The sequence below is a fragment of the Brevibacillus sp. M2.1A genome, assembly GCF_013284355.2.
Taxonomy (GTDB): Bacteria; Bacillota; Bacilli; order Brevibacillales; family Brevibacillaceae; genus Brevibacillus.
In genome coordinates, this window is the sequence record NZ_JABSUY020000001.1 from 43,259 (window position 1) to 59,414 (window position 16,156).

At 49.9% G+C, this 16,156-nt stretch carries 13 protein-coding genes; all 13 read right to left on the reverse strand.

Translation table 11 applies throughout. The features are described 5' to 3' along the window. Window positions 1–114: 114 nt before the first annotated feature. Window positions 115–2,103 (reverse strand): AraC family transcriptional regulator, encoded by a 1,989-nt coding sequence (locus HP567_RS00215; protein ID WP_173610465.1) that lies wholly within the window; start codon window positions 2,101–2,103, stop codon window positions 115–117. A gap of 99 nt (window positions 2,104–2,202) precedes the next feature. Continuing rightward, window positions 2,203–3,021, reverse strand: a complete 819-nt coding sequence (bioC, locus tag HP567_RS00220) for a malonyl-ACP O-methyltransferase BioC (protein WP_173610464.1) — start codon at window positions 3,019–3,021, stop codon at window positions 2,203–2,205. After that, window positions 2,990–3,727, reverse strand: a complete 738-nt coding sequence (locus tag HP567_RS00225; RefSeq protein WP_173610463.1) for an alpha/beta fold hydrolase — start codon at window positions 3,725–3,727, stop codon at window positions 2,990–2,992. The genes bioC and HP567_RS00225 overlap by 32 nt, the downstream gene beginning before the upstream one ends. Further along, entirely contained in the window at window positions 3,724–4,923 is a 1,200-nt protein-coding gene (gene bioF / locus HP567_RS00230; RefSeq protein ID WP_173610501.1) for an 8-amino-7-oxononanoate synthase, read from the reverse strand. The genes HP567_RS00225 and bioF overlap by 4 nt, the downstream gene beginning before the upstream one ends. A 16-nt stretch (window positions 4,924–4,939) precedes the next feature. Then, entirely contained in the window at window positions 4,940–5,935 is a 996-nt protein-coding gene (bioB, locus tag HP567_RS00235; RefSeq protein WP_047069820.1) for a biotin synthase BioB, read from the reverse strand. A gap of 20 nt (window positions 5,936–5,955) precedes the next feature. Next, window positions 5,956–6,675 (reverse strand): dethiobiotin synthase, encoded by a 720-nt coding sequence (bioD, locus tag HP567_RS00240; protein ID WP_173610462.1) that lies wholly within the window; start codon window positions 6,673–6,675, stop codon window positions 5,956–5,958. A gap of 1 nt (window position 6,676) precedes the next feature. After that, complete coding sequence (bioA, locus tag HP567_RS00245) at window positions 6,677–8,062, reverse strand: adenosylmethionine--8-amino-7-oxononanoate transaminase (RefSeq protein ID WP_173610461.1); 1,386 nt, start codon at window positions 8,060–8,062, stop codon at window positions 6,677–6,679. Between the two features lie 417 nt (window positions 8,063–8,479). Continuing rightward, entirely contained in the window at window positions 8,480–11,644 is a 3,165-nt protein-coding gene (locus HP567_RS00250) for a phosphodiester glycosidase family protein (protein WP_173610460.1), read from the reverse strand. Window positions 11,645–11,867: 223 nt separating this feature from the next. Further along, window positions 11,868–13,016: a non-hydrolyzing UDP-N-acetylglucosamine 2-epimerase gene (gene wecB, locus HP567_RS00255; protein ID WP_173610459.1), complete on the reverse strand. Its 1,149-nt coding sequence runs from the start codon at window positions 13,014–13,016 to the stop codon at window positions 11,868–11,870. A gap of 18 nt (window positions 13,017–13,034) precedes the next feature. Next, window positions 13,035–13,664 carry a uracil phosphoribosyltransferase gene (upp, locus tag HP567_RS00260; RefSeq protein WP_047069825.1) on the reverse strand — a complete coding sequence of 210 codons (630 nt, stop codon included), beginning with the start codon at window positions 13,662–13,664 and terminating at the stop codon, window positions 13,035–13,037. A gap of 181 nt (window positions 13,665–13,845) precedes the next feature. Beyond that, on the reverse strand, window positions 13,846–15,096 hold the full coding sequence (gene glyA / locus HP567_RS00265) for a serine hydroxymethyltransferase (protein WP_173610458.1): 1,251 nt from the start codon (window positions 15,094–15,096) through the stop codon (window positions 13,846–13,848). A 19-nt stretch (window positions 15,097–15,115) separates the two neighbouring features. Then, window positions 15,116–15,685: a TIGR01440 family protein gene (locus HP567_RS00270; RefSeq protein WP_173610457.1), complete on the reverse strand. Its 570-nt coding sequence runs from the start codon at window positions 15,683–15,685 to the stop codon at window positions 15,116–15,118. After that, a complete protein-coding gene (gene rpiB / locus HP567_RS00275; protein ID WP_007725502.1) occupies window positions 15,686–16,141 on the reverse strand; it encodes a ribose 5-phosphate isomerase B in 456 nt (151 codons plus the stop codon). Window positions 16,142–16,156: the final 15 nt, after the last annotated feature.

Sequence of the window (16,156 nt, forward strand, 5' to 3'; positions counted from 1 at the left end):
GCAACCTTCTTAAGATTCCATCTTTTTGTGATAATTCCTGCCAGGAAATCGCTTTCTTTTCCAATTCATAAAAAAACGTCACAGCTCTTAGGAGAGAGTGACGGTCTGTATGATTTATAGAAGCGCCTCTGCAATTTCATCGACGATATTGTTGATGGCAATCGGGCCATAATAGGCAATCCACACAGTTGTGTTTACCTCGTACACCTTATTTTCCTTGGCTGCTTTTAGCCCTTTCCAAATGGAGCTATTTTTGAATTCGTCCGTTAATGCTTGGTTCGCTTTGTCCGTTACGACAAATATGTGATCGGCATTTACCTCTGGCAGCACTTCCAGAGAAATCATCGTAGCTGTATCAGATTTATCCATCGCTGGCTTGGGAGGAGTCAGTCCCAAATCGGAATACAAGATAGCAGCCGTACGGTGTTCAACTGTGTGCAGTCGAATGGCATTATCACGCGGACGAATAAGTGCGACGGACTCACCCTTGAGCTTGGTTGCGAGTTCTGCTTTCAGTTTGTTCGTTTTCTCTTTGTAGTCTTTTACGATTTGCTCAGCTTCTTGTTCTTTTTCGAGAATTTTCCCGAATGTAAGCAGTGTATCCCGCCAGTCTTCGTTTCGGCCAAACATGATGGTTGGTGCGATTTTGGACAGGTTATCATAGATTTTGTCCTGGAACTCCGTGCAAATAATCAAGTCAGGCTCCATGGCCACGACCGCTTCCGAATTGGGCTCGTCCTTTGTCCCGAGTACATGTACATCTTTTAGCTTGTCCATGAGATACTCAGGAAACTTTGTACCGTCCCCCGTTGTAATTACACTGCCTGCAGGCAGTTCGCCCAAGGCCAGCATTTGATCTGCGTACTGCGTATCCAGCACAGCGATTCTGACTGGTTTAAAATCAAGCGTCAGCTCGCCTTTTATGTGTTTGATAGTACGTGTCTCGCTTTTCTTCACTTCTTGATTCGCGCTAGGTTGCGTGGTATTCGATTGCGTCGCTACCTGCTTCGAGGCGCCTGTTGCTGTACTCCCCGAATTGCTAGAATTCATGCCGCCAGCCGAGCAAGCTCCCAGCAGCAAGGTAAGGCTCAGCATCAGATTCAGCGCCAGCATCGCTTTTGTACTCTTATACATCGGTACGGCTCCTCCATCTCTTGAATGCGGGTGATTTTGATTTTCATTTTCAATGTGATCATTATATTTCCACAGCTTTTGACCAGCAATGGAATATCGCGACAAGAGTGATGGACTTTGGCGACGTTGTTCCGGTGTCAGAGAATATTCTTTGTAGGAAGACGGAGATATACCTGTGTATTTTTTGAAGATACGACTGAAATAATAGCTGTCGGCATAACCTACTGATTCCGCTACTTCTTTTAGTCCCAAATTCGTTTGACGCAGCAGTTCCTGCGCTTTTTGAATGCGCACTTGGATCAGATAGTCGATAGGGCCGACCGCTAGCTGGGCTTTAAAGGTGCGTTGCAGGGATCGGGAGCTGCAGTTTAAGAGCGCAGATAGATCATCGAGTGTGAAAGTCTCTGCGTAGTGCTCCTCGATATGCCTGATGGCCTGTTCGACCAAGTTCGGTACTGTTACTCCGATTCCTTGTGACTGCATCTGTGCCATTAGCTCACATACGAGTTGATAAAGCAGAACCTTGGCTCGCAGCTTGTCCAGATTGCCGTTCTGATTCCATGCTTGCTGCATACGTGATATTGCGACAAATACATTTGCCTGATGCATGGGAGTAAAGCCGTATTGGATGTGAAAAGGTTGTGTTTTCTCCAGTAAACGCAGCAGCTCCTGCCGGCAAGGCAACGGCAAATGAGCTTTGTACAAAATCAGATAGTATTCCAGCTCATCCTTTATTTCCTCGATATCCACGTAAGTACCTTTGCCAGCATGGGCAATATAGCAATTCTTGATCGCATGCACATTCCCGTCAAGACGAATCAGACCACTGCCTCTCACCGAAAATAGAAAGGCACTAGCCGGCAATTGATAGGACCGCAGCTGTTCTCCGGCTCGCATGACGATATGCCGTACATCATGTAATCGTACACTTGCCTGATTCCATAAAAAAATATGATCATCTACGTGCATTGTCCCACATTCAACTCCTTGATAGCCCTCCCATCGTTCCTCTATTCATTCTATTTGATAACCATTCTCATTTCCATAACAAAGATCATTGATAACACACTACACCGATGAAATCGCGCGAACGTAAATAACTTCGTAGGTGACAGGGATGCCTGTTTCTCTTTTATACGTCTGCTCATAGTATTGAATCATTTCTGCAAGGAGTTTTCTGCGGCCGAGACCGCTCCCTTGCTCCATACTTGCACTGGCGCCTACAGCTTTCACGGCATGCAAAAAATCCCGTACACCCGGGTACGTTAGCCGCTCATATTTCCTAATGATCTCTATATCCGTAAACCCTGCTTGCTTCAATTTCTCACGCCAATCACGTGCAGAGAGAAACTCCAAGCCATGGCGCACTCCCTTCTCCCCCAAAATCGCATGAGCATTCGCAAACGAATCATGCAGCTCCCAAAAAGTATCGGGTCCAAATGTTGAAAAAACCAAAGGTGCTCCGGGCTTCAGGATTCTTGCCAATCCTTTTAGCGTATGCGTAGGCTTGGCAAACCACTGAAAGCATGCTCCTGAAACGATCAAATCCTTTGACTCCGCCTGTTGTTCCCAAACCCATTCTTCGGCATCAGCTTGAAAATAGGAGCAAATCAGGCGTTGCTGCTCCAGATTGTTCTTCGCCTGCTCCAACATGCCTGACGCAATCTCTACCGCCTCGTAATGGGCAGCAGAAAAATAGCTGCGAATGACGCGGGTTAACCCCCCTGTCCCACAGCCAATCTCTACGATGTTTCGCACATCATTCTCATTCGCTATCTCTATAATCATTTGACTCAAATGATCGACCATCTTCTTTTGCACGAGTGCGTATTTTTCGTATGAGACAGCCTTCTCACTAAATCGGCTGCTGATTGCCCTCTTCTGCAAGCTGCTCCACCATCCTCTTTAGCGAATCTCCTACAACCTCTGGAACAAATACATGCGGGGCATGACCACAGTCAGGAATTTGCACGAAATGGGCACTCGAAAGGCTACTCGCCAGCTCTTCTCCCGCTGAGAACGAACAGATAGCATCCTCCATTCCATGAATGACGAGAGCAGGAGTAGTCAGCGAAGACAGAAACGGGCGGCAATCCTCTTCTTCTAAATAGGTCAAGCCCGCAACCAACGCCGCCGTACTCCAATTCTGGCTGTCCAGTCCCACTTGCAGACCTGTTTGTTCTCGCTCTCCTGGTGTTAGCATTTGTTTGACAAAAGTGTCCATCACACGCTCGCGTGCAACAGAAAGCTGCCTTTTCATCCTTTGCAAAACAACGGGATGCCACCCTTTACGAAGATCATGCTGTTCGCTCGTAAAGCGTGCTGTCGTGCCGATCAAAACAAGTCCTGAGACCGGGTACTGGGCAGCGAGGCGTAATCCGAGCATTCCTCCCATTGACCATCCCACTACAATCAGCTCCTGAGCCGATTGGGAGCGGACTTCCTCTTCTACTCTCTCGTAAAATTGTGAGGGGTCCGTGACGTCCGAATAAGTAGGAATGATATGCTGATAGGAAGGAAACTGTGAGCGAACTGCATCCCAGCTGCAATCTGGCATTCCCCACCCGTTTAGCCACAGCATCACTTTTCTCACGATATCGCCCCTCCTTTGTGAAGCTCGTCTCTGATTTCGCTCACTTGCTCACAAGCCCACTCCAGCTCTTCGCGCGTATGGTCAGCCATCACCGTAAAACGGATACGCGCGGTTCCTGCTGGCACAGTAGGAGGTCGAATCGCCACTGCTGCAATCCCTCGCTGCCGAAGCCTTTTGCTGAATTGCAAAGTCCACTCATTCTCTCCTAACGTGAGCGGGATAATTGGCGTATCTTCTTCGTCTACGGTAAACCCGTATGAGCGAAGCAACTGGCGAAACATGAGCGCATTCTGCCTCACTGCTTTTCTTCGCCAAGAGTCTGTTTGTACCAAAGACAACGCCGCCAGATTCGAACCAATCACAGCAGGAGGCAGAGCTGTGGAATAGACTAGCGAGCGTGCTTTTGTCATCAAATAACGAATGATGATCTCATCTGCGCATACGTATGCGCCATAAACACCAAATGCCTTGCTGAAGGTTCCCATCAAAACATCGACTTGTCCGGCGATGCCTAGCTCGTGGCACAAGCCCTGCCCTTCCTCACCACGCACTCCCCCTGCATGGGCTTCGTCAACCATAAGGATGGCATCGTAACGATCTCGCAGTTGTACCAATTCAAGAAGAGGGGCTTTATCACCGTCCATGGAGAATATGCTGTCCGTGACGATCCACTTCCGTCTTGTATCCTGGTGCTTTTTCAGCAAAAATTCCAGGTGCTCCATGTCGTTATGTCTATACCGAAAATGCTCCGCCCGACTGAGCACGATCCCATCTACGATGCTGGCGTGATTCAACCGATCACTAAAAACAGCGTCGCCTCTTCCAGCAAGCGCTGCAAGTACCCCTGTATTTGCCTGATAGCCATTTGCAAAAACAAGCGCCCCTTCTCTCTCTTTCCACGCCGCCAATTGTTGTTCCAGCTCGTCGTATAACGCGTAGTTACCATGGACGAGGCGAGAGGCAGTTCCTCCTGCCCCCCACTCCTCTGCCGCTATCTTGCCAGCTTCCACGATTCGTCGATCATGAGCCAAGCCCAAATAGTTGTTCGATGACAGGTTTAATAATGGTCTCCCTTCGACTTGAATCCACGTGCCAGCGCGATCAATGGCTGACTCTACAGTGTTCCATTCTCTTGCCAACGATTGTTTGCACAATGAATCGTATTCTTCTTCCAGCCATGTGTAGCGTTTCTTCATCACTGACCTACTTGTCCTACAACGCACACAGCTCGATTTCAAACCCGAGGTCTTCAATCATCTGATGGTCTGTCGTGATTTCTTGCCCGGGTGTCGTCAAATAATCACCTACAAACAATGAGTTGGCTGCATACAAGGAAAGCGGCTGCAAGGTGCGCAGATTCACTTCGCGACCACCCGCAACACGAATTTCTTTATCCGGGCAAATAAATCGGAACAAGGCGAGAACACGAAGAGCCTTCATTGCCGGGGTGCGTCCTTTATCCTCCAACGGGGTTCCTGGAATCGCATTTAAAAAATTGATCGGGATGGAATCTGCGTCGAGATTGCGCAGGGCAAATGCCATTTCAACGATCTCCTCATCGCTCTCCCCCATGCCGATGATCACGCCTGCGCAGGGCGACATCCCTGCTCTTTTTACGGTATCGACTGTCTGTACACGCTGATCGTACGTGTGCGTTGTCGTAATCGCTTCGTAATGGTTGCGACTCGTGTTGAGATTATGGTTGTAGCGGTGAACACCTGAATCTTTTAGTCGCGTTGCTTGTTCGTCGCTTAGTATCCCTAAGCACGCGCAAATTTTCAGTGGCATTGTCTCGCGGATTTCTTTGACTGCCTCGATGACCTGCCCCAGCTCTTTTTCCGTGGGACCACGTCCTGAGGCGACAATACAGTATGTACCTGCTTTTCGATTCATGGCTTCTCGCGCACCTGCGAGCAATGTCTCCTTATCCAGCATCGTGTACTTGGATACGGGAGCATTCGAAACAATCGACTGCGAGCAGTAACCGCAATCCTCCGGGCATAGGCCGCTCTTGGCGTTGATGATCATGTTCAGTTTGACCTTTTTTCCGAAAAAGTGCTTTCTGACGCGAAAAGCTTCGTTCATGACCAGCAGCAGCTCATCATCTGGCGCTTGCAACACCTTCATAGCCTCTTCCTGCGTAAACTCTTCTTTGGCAATCGCTTTATGGGCGTATTCCTTCCAATCCAGACAGGTGCTTTGCTTCATTTTCTCGTCTCCCCTTCATTTTATTTATGGCTCCACTGGTACAGCTGTCCGATGTCTACACATTCGTGGATTAACTGTGTCAACTGCTGACGCCCTAACGGTTGGTCTATCCATGGAAGTACGCCCCATACAGGAACTCCCCCATAGCTCTCAATCATGCTCGCGTTTGTTTTGACACTCTCATCAATGACACCAGCTGAGTTGTTTTGATTCAGGATGACACCTACAACCTCGATCCCGAGTTCCCGTGCATACCAAACGGACAACAGCGTATGGTTAATCGTGCCGAGCCCAGCCCGAGCCACGATGAGCATTGGCAGGTTCAGTCGAACAGCAAGATCCGCCATCGTTTCGGTTGGAGTCAATGGCACAATCAGACCACCGGCTCCTTCGACGAGGAGTGCCGGATAACGTTCCATCAGGGGGCGTCCTCCAGCAATTACTTGCTCCATAGTCAAGCTTTTCCCCTCTGCTTCCGCAGCCAGATAAGGGGTAAGCGGTGCCGCAAAACAGAGCGGAGCTATCTCCTCACACGCGTCATGCACTCCACTCCACGATCTCAAGCGCATTGCGTCACTGCCCTCATCCTGTGCTCGTGCTCCTGACTGGACCGGCTTCCAAACCCCGATGTCCACTCCTGTCTCACGCAACACGGATGCGATTCCGGCAGTCACAATCGTTTTGCCTACCCCAGTATCTGTCCCTGTGATGAACAATCCGGATAAGGGGCGATCAGCCATATCAATCACTCCTCGTATCGCCTGTCGTTACGTCCTGAATCGATTCCGCCAAAATCCGAACCATGTCAGCCAATTCTTCGGTTGTAGATACAAGCGGTGGGATAAAAACGATGACGTTGCCCAACGGTCGTGTCAAAAGCCCTTTTTCTCTTGCTGCCTGACAGACACGTACACCGATCCGCTCATTCCAGTGATAAGGCTCCTTGGTCTCTTTATCCCGAACCAGCTCGATTCCCGCCATCAGGCCTTTTTGCCGAATTTCTCCTACATGAGGCAGGTCGTATAACGGCCCTAGCAATTGATCCAGATCGATTGCCTTTTTTGCTACTTGTTGAACGACTCCGCGCTCCTCCATCAGCCGCAGGTTGGCGAGAGCAACTGCACAGCCGAGTGGATTTCCTGTGAACGAATGTCCGTGAAAGAAGGTTTTCTGTTCCTCATAGTCGGCGAAAAAAGCATCATAAATCTGCTCGGTTACTAAGGTAGCCGCTACTGGTAAATACCCGCCCGTGAGCCCTTTCGCAACCGCCATGATGTCCGGCACGACCCCATCATGCTCACAAGCGAACATTTTGCCTGTGCGTCCAAATCCTGTTGCTACCTCGTCTGCGATCAGCAATACATCATGGGCGCGCAACAGCTCCGCGATTTTTTTCAAGCAACCGTCTGGCATGATAATCATGCCACTTGCTCCCTGCACGACAGGCTCTACGATCATCGCCGCAATCTCATGAGCTCTTTCCCGAAGCAAGCTTTCCAGACTGCTCAACGTGGCCTGAACGGCTGCTTCTTCTCCTCCCTGCCGGTATGGATAAGGGTATGGAATGACGTGTGGAGAAAAGAGCAGTGGTTTGTAAACTTGATGGTAGAGAGGAATGGCTCCCACGCTGGTAGCTCCAATCGTATCCCCGTGATAGGCATTGTTCATCGTGATAAACGAATGCTTGCCGGTCTGCCCGCGATTTTGCCAGTATTGGAACGCCATTTTCAGTGAGATTTCGACCGCCGTTGCCCCGTTGTCAGAGTAAAAGACCTTGCTCAATCCTTTTGGAGCGAGCTGGATCAGTTTTTCCGCTAATAAAATGGATGGGACGTTTGCCATGCCGAGCAAGGTAGAGTGGGCAATCTGGTCGAGCTGGTCTGTGATTGCCTGATTTAGCTCGGGAACGTTGTGACCATGGACGTTCAACCACACGGAGGAAAAGCCGTCGTAATAAGCCTTGCCGTTCACATCGAACAGCTTGATCCCTTCTCCTCTCGCAATAATCAATGGCTCCTGTGCGACGTAGTCTTTCATTTGGGTGAAGGGATGCCACACGTATCGCTTGTTTTTGGCAGAGAGCTCTGCATAACTTTTTAACAACCAAATCACAACCTTGGTTAACATATATTTGTTAACTGTTATTTTAAAATGGTTAACTCATTTTGACAAAGCTTTTTTTGATCTTGAAAAATAAAAGGACTTTCTGGTTTGAGTCAACATAGGGGAGGAGAAGAAAAAGCGCAGTTCTCTTCGACTCTGACACGCCCGCAAAGGGGATTTACTGTCCGTCTCCACTTCCAAAAGGGGACCGTCGAGCCAAAGCCACCCTACGGGCGGAAGCTTCTCAAGGAAGAAGTGTTCGACAAGCGTGGTCCCCTTTTGGAAGCTCCGACTGGGAAGGCGTTGTCAAGGTCTACGAGCCCTGCGCTTTTTCTTCTCACCAGCTTTGTCAGTTTATCGATACCTTCTAAAACTCAGGAAGGCAACAAAAAAGGTCAAGCTTCTCTTCGTTAGAGAAGCTTGACCTTTTATATTCCGATTCTATTTATCTTGATGCAGGATGCGATACAGCGCTACGACACACACTGCTCTCGTCGTCGGTTTATTTGGTTGGTAATTTGATCCAACTGGATCAATCAGACCGAGTCCGACCATGTTGTTGATAGATGTAGTTGCCCAGGATGGCCAGGTCCCTTTATCGGAGAGCTTTTTCGCCGCTCCCTTTTTATTCACGAGACGATCGAGAATGACTGCGGCCTCTGCGCGAGTCACCGGCTGATCCGGACGGAAAGTATTATCGTTATACCCCTTCACCAGACCTTTGGAAACGGCAACCTGTACGGCACCTTGCGCATAGGAAGGCACCTTATCCTTGAATTTCAGCTTTGGTGAGGAAGGGAGCTCCCACCCAAAAGAGCGCGAGAGCAGGGTGACGAACTGTGCTCTTGTCAGAGAAACCTCTGGGCCAAACGTCGTCTCCGTCAAACCCTTCACGTAGCCCTTTTCCGCCATGTAGGTTATTTCTGCCTTGGCTGGATGCTTCGTGATATCTGTAAATCCAGCGCTGCTCGTGCCTGCATTGTCCAGGTAGTACGGAATGTACTTGCCGTAGCTATTGACTTCATATACCCACTGACCTTGAGCATTCATGGTTCCCAGAAGCGGATCCAACGTATTGTTCACTTGGTTTACGTACAAGAGTCCAACACCTTTTCCAGCGAGCCATTGCTTCGGTGCCAAGGTCAACTGAATAGACGAAGTGGAAATTGCGTCCTCTTGCCCTGCTTTTAGTTCGCCCGGTTTAATCGTAAACGAATAATCAGCAGGTACATATCCTGGCATCGGCTGGGTCACGATCGACTCCACATCAATCAGCGCACTATCCAGGTAAGATGCGGTATTTTCAAAGGAATAGTGGAGATCGAGCTCTGCTCCGAGTGACATGCTGCCTGGCAGTTCAGGGACAACCGCCGCATCGCTTGGCTGACCTGTCTGGTTGCCCAAGAGGAGCGAGAATTCGTCGAAGTACAGTGTTCCTTTGTCGTGTGTAATGCCATCATTGGCTTGGTCAACGACATACACACTCTTCAATTGCAATGGATAGGCAACATTGCTCGGGAAGTAGCCTTTCACTTGCTTCCAGCCTGTCCAATTGATCTCTTTAGCCAGATCGACGTAGACCGGCTTCCCGTTTGCATCGACTGCTTCAGCACGGAGCCAATGTCCGCTGTTGTCACCATTGACCCACAAGCCCAATCCGAGCGGCTTGCCAGGAATGGTCACAGGTTTTGCCCCCAGAACGCCGTACGAAATCCGCATGTTGTTCGCTGGTGCTCCAGAGAAGTTGTACACCAGCTTCGCTGCCTTTTTCGTGCGGAATGTCTGATCGGAAACGAGCGCAAACGAACCAGCCGAACTGATGCTGGATGGATTCGCTGCATGGTACATGCCGGCCTGATTATCGAAGGTCAGCCATGGCTGCTCAAATTGTCCAACGGCAAATGGTACGGTTGTCGCCACGCCATCATACGTAATCGTCAGGTTTCCGTTGCCCGGCTCATTGCCTGCTACCAGTTGCAGATTGTCGTTGATCGTCGCTACAGAAGAATCGACACTCGCTTTTACGCTAAGTGGTGTCGCTTGTACGGTTGAGCCCTTTTTCGTTTTGATTTTGACATCGAGAGTAAGGGATTGTCCCGGTGCAATCGTGATCGGATTCGGGGAAACGATGATTTGCTGAACATCGTTGCCGGAAATGACTTGAATGTCTTTATTTTGCGTCACATTGCCCAATCGCGCAGTCAATGTGATCTTGCCAGAGCGAGCTGGTGTGAAGTGCTTGCCATTTACGGAGCCCGCTTCGGACTGACTAGCATCCCAGCTCACATCGCCTGCATTGATCGCATACGGCTGGTAATGCACGTCATAACCTTTGGATGCGCTGAGCGGGATAGATTGTCCGATAAGCACATCTGCCGGTACATCGATTTGGAAGCCTCTCAATTCTCCCGCAGGTGCCGTGTTGTATACGGCCAGTCCAGTAGGCACTCGGCGCTCAGCACCGCCGCTCGGCTTATTCGCCAAATTTGCGTGTGTCTCACCCAGCATGCGAGCTGCCATGGTCGTAGAGCCACCACCGTCAAAGTTTACAGCCCGATAAGAGCCGAGCTCCGCCATGATTTTTGCCAGCTCGTCCAAATAAACGCCTTGGCTCGCATCGATCGTGACCATGTACAAGGTCTTCCCGTCCTGGGAAACTCCGACCGATGTGCGTGCCGTCTTGTTGATGATGGACTTGTCCGCTTGAAAGGAAGTGAGGGCTTTCCCTTGATCAACCAAAATCACATTGCCGCCTACCGCTTGCTTTAGGTTGAGTGTCTGTGGTGTCGTTTGGTACTCAACCGCTGCAGTAGCGCCTACAGGGAAGTTTTGCTTGAGGAATGCTCCTGCTGCTCCATGTCCCCAAAGGACATAGCCGTTGTAAGGTATGTATACGCCAGGTTGATTCACACGAACTTCTTTGGCTACGTTGTCTACAAACAAAATCTCGACGACATCTTTGTAGCCCGGTATCGTCCCCAAGCTGGTTTTGCCAAAGGAAGGGGTATAGACGTTCAGTTGGTTCTGGTGACTTTTTCGTGAATCACTCGGGTTGTACTCTTCCTTGTTGACACCCTGAATCGAATAGGTAGCGCCATTAGGAGCCGTAACCTTGCCGCCAAACCCAAACTTGTCGACGATGGCCATCTTGTCGCCAGTCAAGCCCAGCGCGTACCAGTAGGAGACCAAACCCATGGACGAAATGAGTTCATCGTCTTTCATGACGATACCAAACGGCGCTCCCCGTTTGGACATGTTAAAAAAGTCGGCATTGATCGCTGCTATAGCTCCAGTTTCACGCGCCATTTGTGTAACCGTCTGCCTGTCTGTCAGCTTGCCTTTCGTTCCGTATACCGGTTTGACCTCAACGTAAGGATTATTCAGATCAACCTTGGTTACCATGATCGTGACTACTTGATTGGCAAATGATTTCGTATATTTCTGTAAAGTGGTCCCCTCACCAATTGGGGTTTGCCACATCATATTCAATGCACTTGTCTCCGCTCTGGCGTGTGCGACATTGGTCGCAAACGGCACAAACGGAACAAAAGCTCCCCAGGCCATGGTCGTAGCCGTGAGCAGCGTCACTATCCTTTGCGCTCTCATGTTGGTAACTCCTCTCCGTATTCCAAACTCTGTCTTTCTACCATCTAAGCCAAGCAACTAAATATTAGACGCAAAAGGTCATGGATAGTTTCGCCAATTCTCTCGATTCCCTATTAGAAAAACATACCAAATCATCAGTCATCGAAACCCCAAAAATCGCTCTACAACAAGAAACCCGCCCGGTTTTGACGAACGGTACCTGGCGGGTTTTCCTAGCTGTATGTTACTGACCTGGTTGGAAAGGCTCTGGTTGTTCAGCCCGCAAACCAAAATGATAGAGGATTGCTTCTACGATACGACGGGAAGCCTCGCCATCCCCATATGGGTTGACAGCATGCGCCATTGCATCGTAAGCCGCTTGGTTGGTCAGCAATTCTTTTGCCATTGCATACACTTGCTCTTCGTCGGTTCCCACGAGTTTCAACGTGCCTGCTTCAATTCCCTCAGGACGTTCTGTCGTATCGCGCAGAACCAGGACTGGCACGCCAAGAGACGGCGCTTCCTCCTGCACCCCGCCGGAATCGGTCAGGATGAGATGGGAGCGACGAGCGAAGTTGTGGAAATCAAGGGCATCCAATGGTTCGATCAACGAAATGCGATCGTGATTCCCGAGAATCTCCTGCGCCACTTCTTGTACAGCAGGATTCAAGTGAACCGGATACACAACAGCAATCTCAGGATGCTCATCCACCAGTCTTCGAACTGCACGGAAAATACGACGCATCGGCTCGCCCAAATTTTCGCGGCGGTGTGCCGTCATCAACACCAGCTTCTGACCAGCTACGCGATCAAGCACCGGATGCGTGTAATCCTCGCGAACGGTCGTTTTCAACGCGTCAATTGCAGTGTTTCCTGTCACGTAGATGCTCTTTTCCGGCTTTGCTTCGCGACGAAGGTTGTCAGCCGATCCATTAGTCGGGGAGAAGTGAAGGTCAGCCATGACACCTGTCAGCTGACGATTCATCTCTTCCGGGAACGGCGAGTACTTGTCCCATGTGCGCAAGCCCGCTTCCACGTGACCAATTGCTACCTGGTTGTAAAAAGCAGCCAGACTCGCCACAAAAGTGGTTGTCGTATCCCCGTGTACGAGGACGATGTCCGGTTTTACTTCCTTCATTGTTTCATCCAGGCTCTCCAATGCGCGAGTGGTCACACCCACCAGCGTTTGGCGATCCTTCATGATGTTCAAGTCAATGTCTGGTTGAATATCAAAAATGTCCAAAACCTGATCGAGCATTTGACGATGTTGGGCCGTCACGCAAACGACAGATTCGATCTGTTCGCTGTACTTGTTCAATTCATGGACAAGCGGTGCCATTTTGATCGCTTCCGGACGTGTGCCGAATACCGTCATTACTTTTACAGTTTTCATCCGTTTTTCCCTCTCCGACTACTTCGTGCCGTACAAGCGGTCACCCGCATCGCCCAAGCCTGGCACGATGTATCCATGGTCGTTTAAATATTCATCAACAGCTGCTACATAGATATCTACATCAGGATGCTCGTCCTGAACCAGCTTGATGCCTTCTGGAGCAGCGATGAGGCACATCAGTTTCAAGTTTTTCGCTCCACGTTTTTTCAAAGCAGTAAGAGCGGCAACAGCAGAGCCACCAGTCGCCAGCATTGGGTCAGTTACGATCAACTCACGCTCAGCAACATCGGATGGCAGCTTCACATAATACTCAACAGGCTGCAGGGTTTCCGGATCACGGTAAAGACCTACGTGTCCTACTTTGGCAGCAGGGATCAGCCTCATCAGGCCATCCACCATACCAAGACCAGCACGAAGAATCGGTACCAACCCTACTTTTTTACCAGCAATTACATTCGACTGACAGGTAGCCACTGGCGTTTCGATAGTAGTTTCCTCCAACGGCATATCACGGGTAATTTCATAGCCCATCAGAGTAGTCACTTCATCTACCAGTTCGCGAAATTCCTTGGTCCCTGTATTCTTGTCACGAATATACGTAACTTTATGCTGAATCAGCGGATGGTCAAACACATATACACGGCTCATGTCATTTCCTCCGTTTCCCTATCAATACATCCTTTCTATAATAGCTGGTGAGAGTGGTGCCGTCAATTTGCCTAATCTTCGTACTTTTTCACATCCTTGATCCCTAACGACAGCCGCGAAGTGGAAAAAAAGCAGACCCGTATGGGGAATTTTCCACCGGGTCTGCTTCACGTTGCCTTGCTTAGATATTCAAGCCTTCGTACATCGGGAAGCGTTGGCACAAAGCTGCCACACGTTGGCGTGCTTCCTCGTGCTTCGCAGCATCCTCTGGATTTTTCAATGTCAGAGCGATAATCGCTGCTACTTCTTTCATTGCTTCCTCATCAAAACCGCGGCTTGTAACTGCTGGCGTACCCATGCGGACACCGCTTGTAACAAACGGGCTTTGTGTATCGTAAGGAATCGTATTTTTGTTCGTAGTAATGCTTACTTCGTCCAGCAGATGCTCAGCCACTTTACCTGTCAGGCCGATTTTGCTTACATCAACCAATACGAGGTGGTTATCCGTTCCGCCGGAAACTAGCGTCAGACCTTCAGCAGTCAGTGCCTCAGCAAACGCACGCGCATTCTTGATGATGCGATTTGCATAATCCTTGAATTCTGGTTGCAGGTTTTCACCGAAGGCAACCGCTTTTGCTGCGATCACATGCATCAACGGACCACCTTGAACGCCTGGGAATACGGATTTGTCGATGCCTTTCGCGAATTCTTCCTTGCACAAAATCAAACCGCCACGCGGTCCACGCAGAGTCTTGTGCGTCGTAGAAGTAACGAAATGTGCATGCGGTACTGGGTTTGGATGCAGACCTGCCGCAACCAGACCAGCGATGTGCGCCATATCCACCATGAAGTACGCGCCCACCTCATCCGCGATCTCACGGAACTTGGCAAAATCAATCGTACGCGGATAGGCACTCGCCCCACAAACGATCAGTTTTGGCTTGTGCTCCAATGCTTTTGCACGAACAACTTCATAGTTGATCAGGTGCGTATCTTCGTCTACACCGTAATCAACGAAATTGTACAGAGTACCGGAGAAGTTTACTGCGCTACCATGCGTCAAGTGACCACCGTGGGACAGGTTCATTCCCAATACGGTGTCTCCTGGCTGAAGAATCGTGAAGTATACAGCCATGTTCGCCTGAGCGCCGGAGTGTGGTTGTACGTTTGCATGCTCAGCGCCAAAAATTTCTTTTACGCGGTCACGCGCGATGTTTTCCACGATATCCACATACTCGCAACCACCGTAATAGCGACGGCCTGGGTATCCTTCTGCGTATTTGTTCGTCAAAACGGTTCCCATTGCTTCCATGACTGCGCGGCTTACGAAGTTTTCAGAAGCGATCAGCTCAATCTTGTCGCGTTGTCTTCCGAGCTCCAGTTGAATGGCTTCCAATACTTGCGGGTCTTGTTTACGCAAAAAATCTAGCATAGTAGTTTCTCCTCCTCTTTTATGTGCAGCTTTCATTTGGTGGTGTCTTCTCATAAACGGCGCGCGGTCCGCCAATCAGCTTGGGACGTGTGCGCGCTGCTGTAACATGTGCTTGTCCAACAAGACGCTGCTTCGGACGTACCGGTACTGCCACATGCTTCAGATGCATACCGATCAGGGTATGACCGATATCTATGCCTGCATGCGCGCGAATTTGCTCCACAACGGCTGCATCCGTGAACTGTGTAAACGCATGCGCAGCCATAGAGCCTCCAGCAGTCGGAACAGGAACAACCGAGACCTCTTCCAGTCCATATCGCAATGCAACCTCGCGCTCGACGACCAGGGCCCTGTTCAAATGTTCACAACATTGAAAGGCCACAGCAAAGCCGCGCTTCTCTACAACAGACTGGATCCCGCGATACAGAGCCTTCGCTACATCTTGGCTTCCAGCTTTTCCAATATGCTCCCCGAGCACCTCGCTGGTACTGCACCCAATCACCATGAGTTGTCCTGCTGCAAGCTCTGCCAAATCGGCTACTTCCTCGACAATTCCACTGATTTGTTTTTCGATAGCGGATAAATCCACTTACTTCACTCCCGCATGCTTCGCTTCAATTTGCGAAATCTTTTCCACACGGCGCTCGTGGCGACCACCTTGAAACTCTGTTTCCAACCAAATTTTCACGATATCAAGCGCCAGACCCGGCCCAATAACTCGCTCACCCATCGCCAACACATTGGTGTTGTTATGCTCACGAGTAGCGCGTGCGGAAAACGTATCATGCACAAGTGCACAACGGATGCCTGGAACCTTGTTGGCTGCGATCGACATGCCGATACCTGTTCCGCAAACGAGAATGCCTCGATCAAATTCCCCCGCTGCCACCTTTTCCGCTACTGGCAAAGCATAATCGGGATAATCAACCGATTCCTCGCAGGTGCAGCCGAAGTCTTCCGTTTGGATGTTCATGGAGGCCAGCAGAGTCTTGATCTCCTCTTTTAGCTTGTATCCACCGTGATCAGCAGCAAGTGCTACTTTCATCTGTCATCCCTCGCT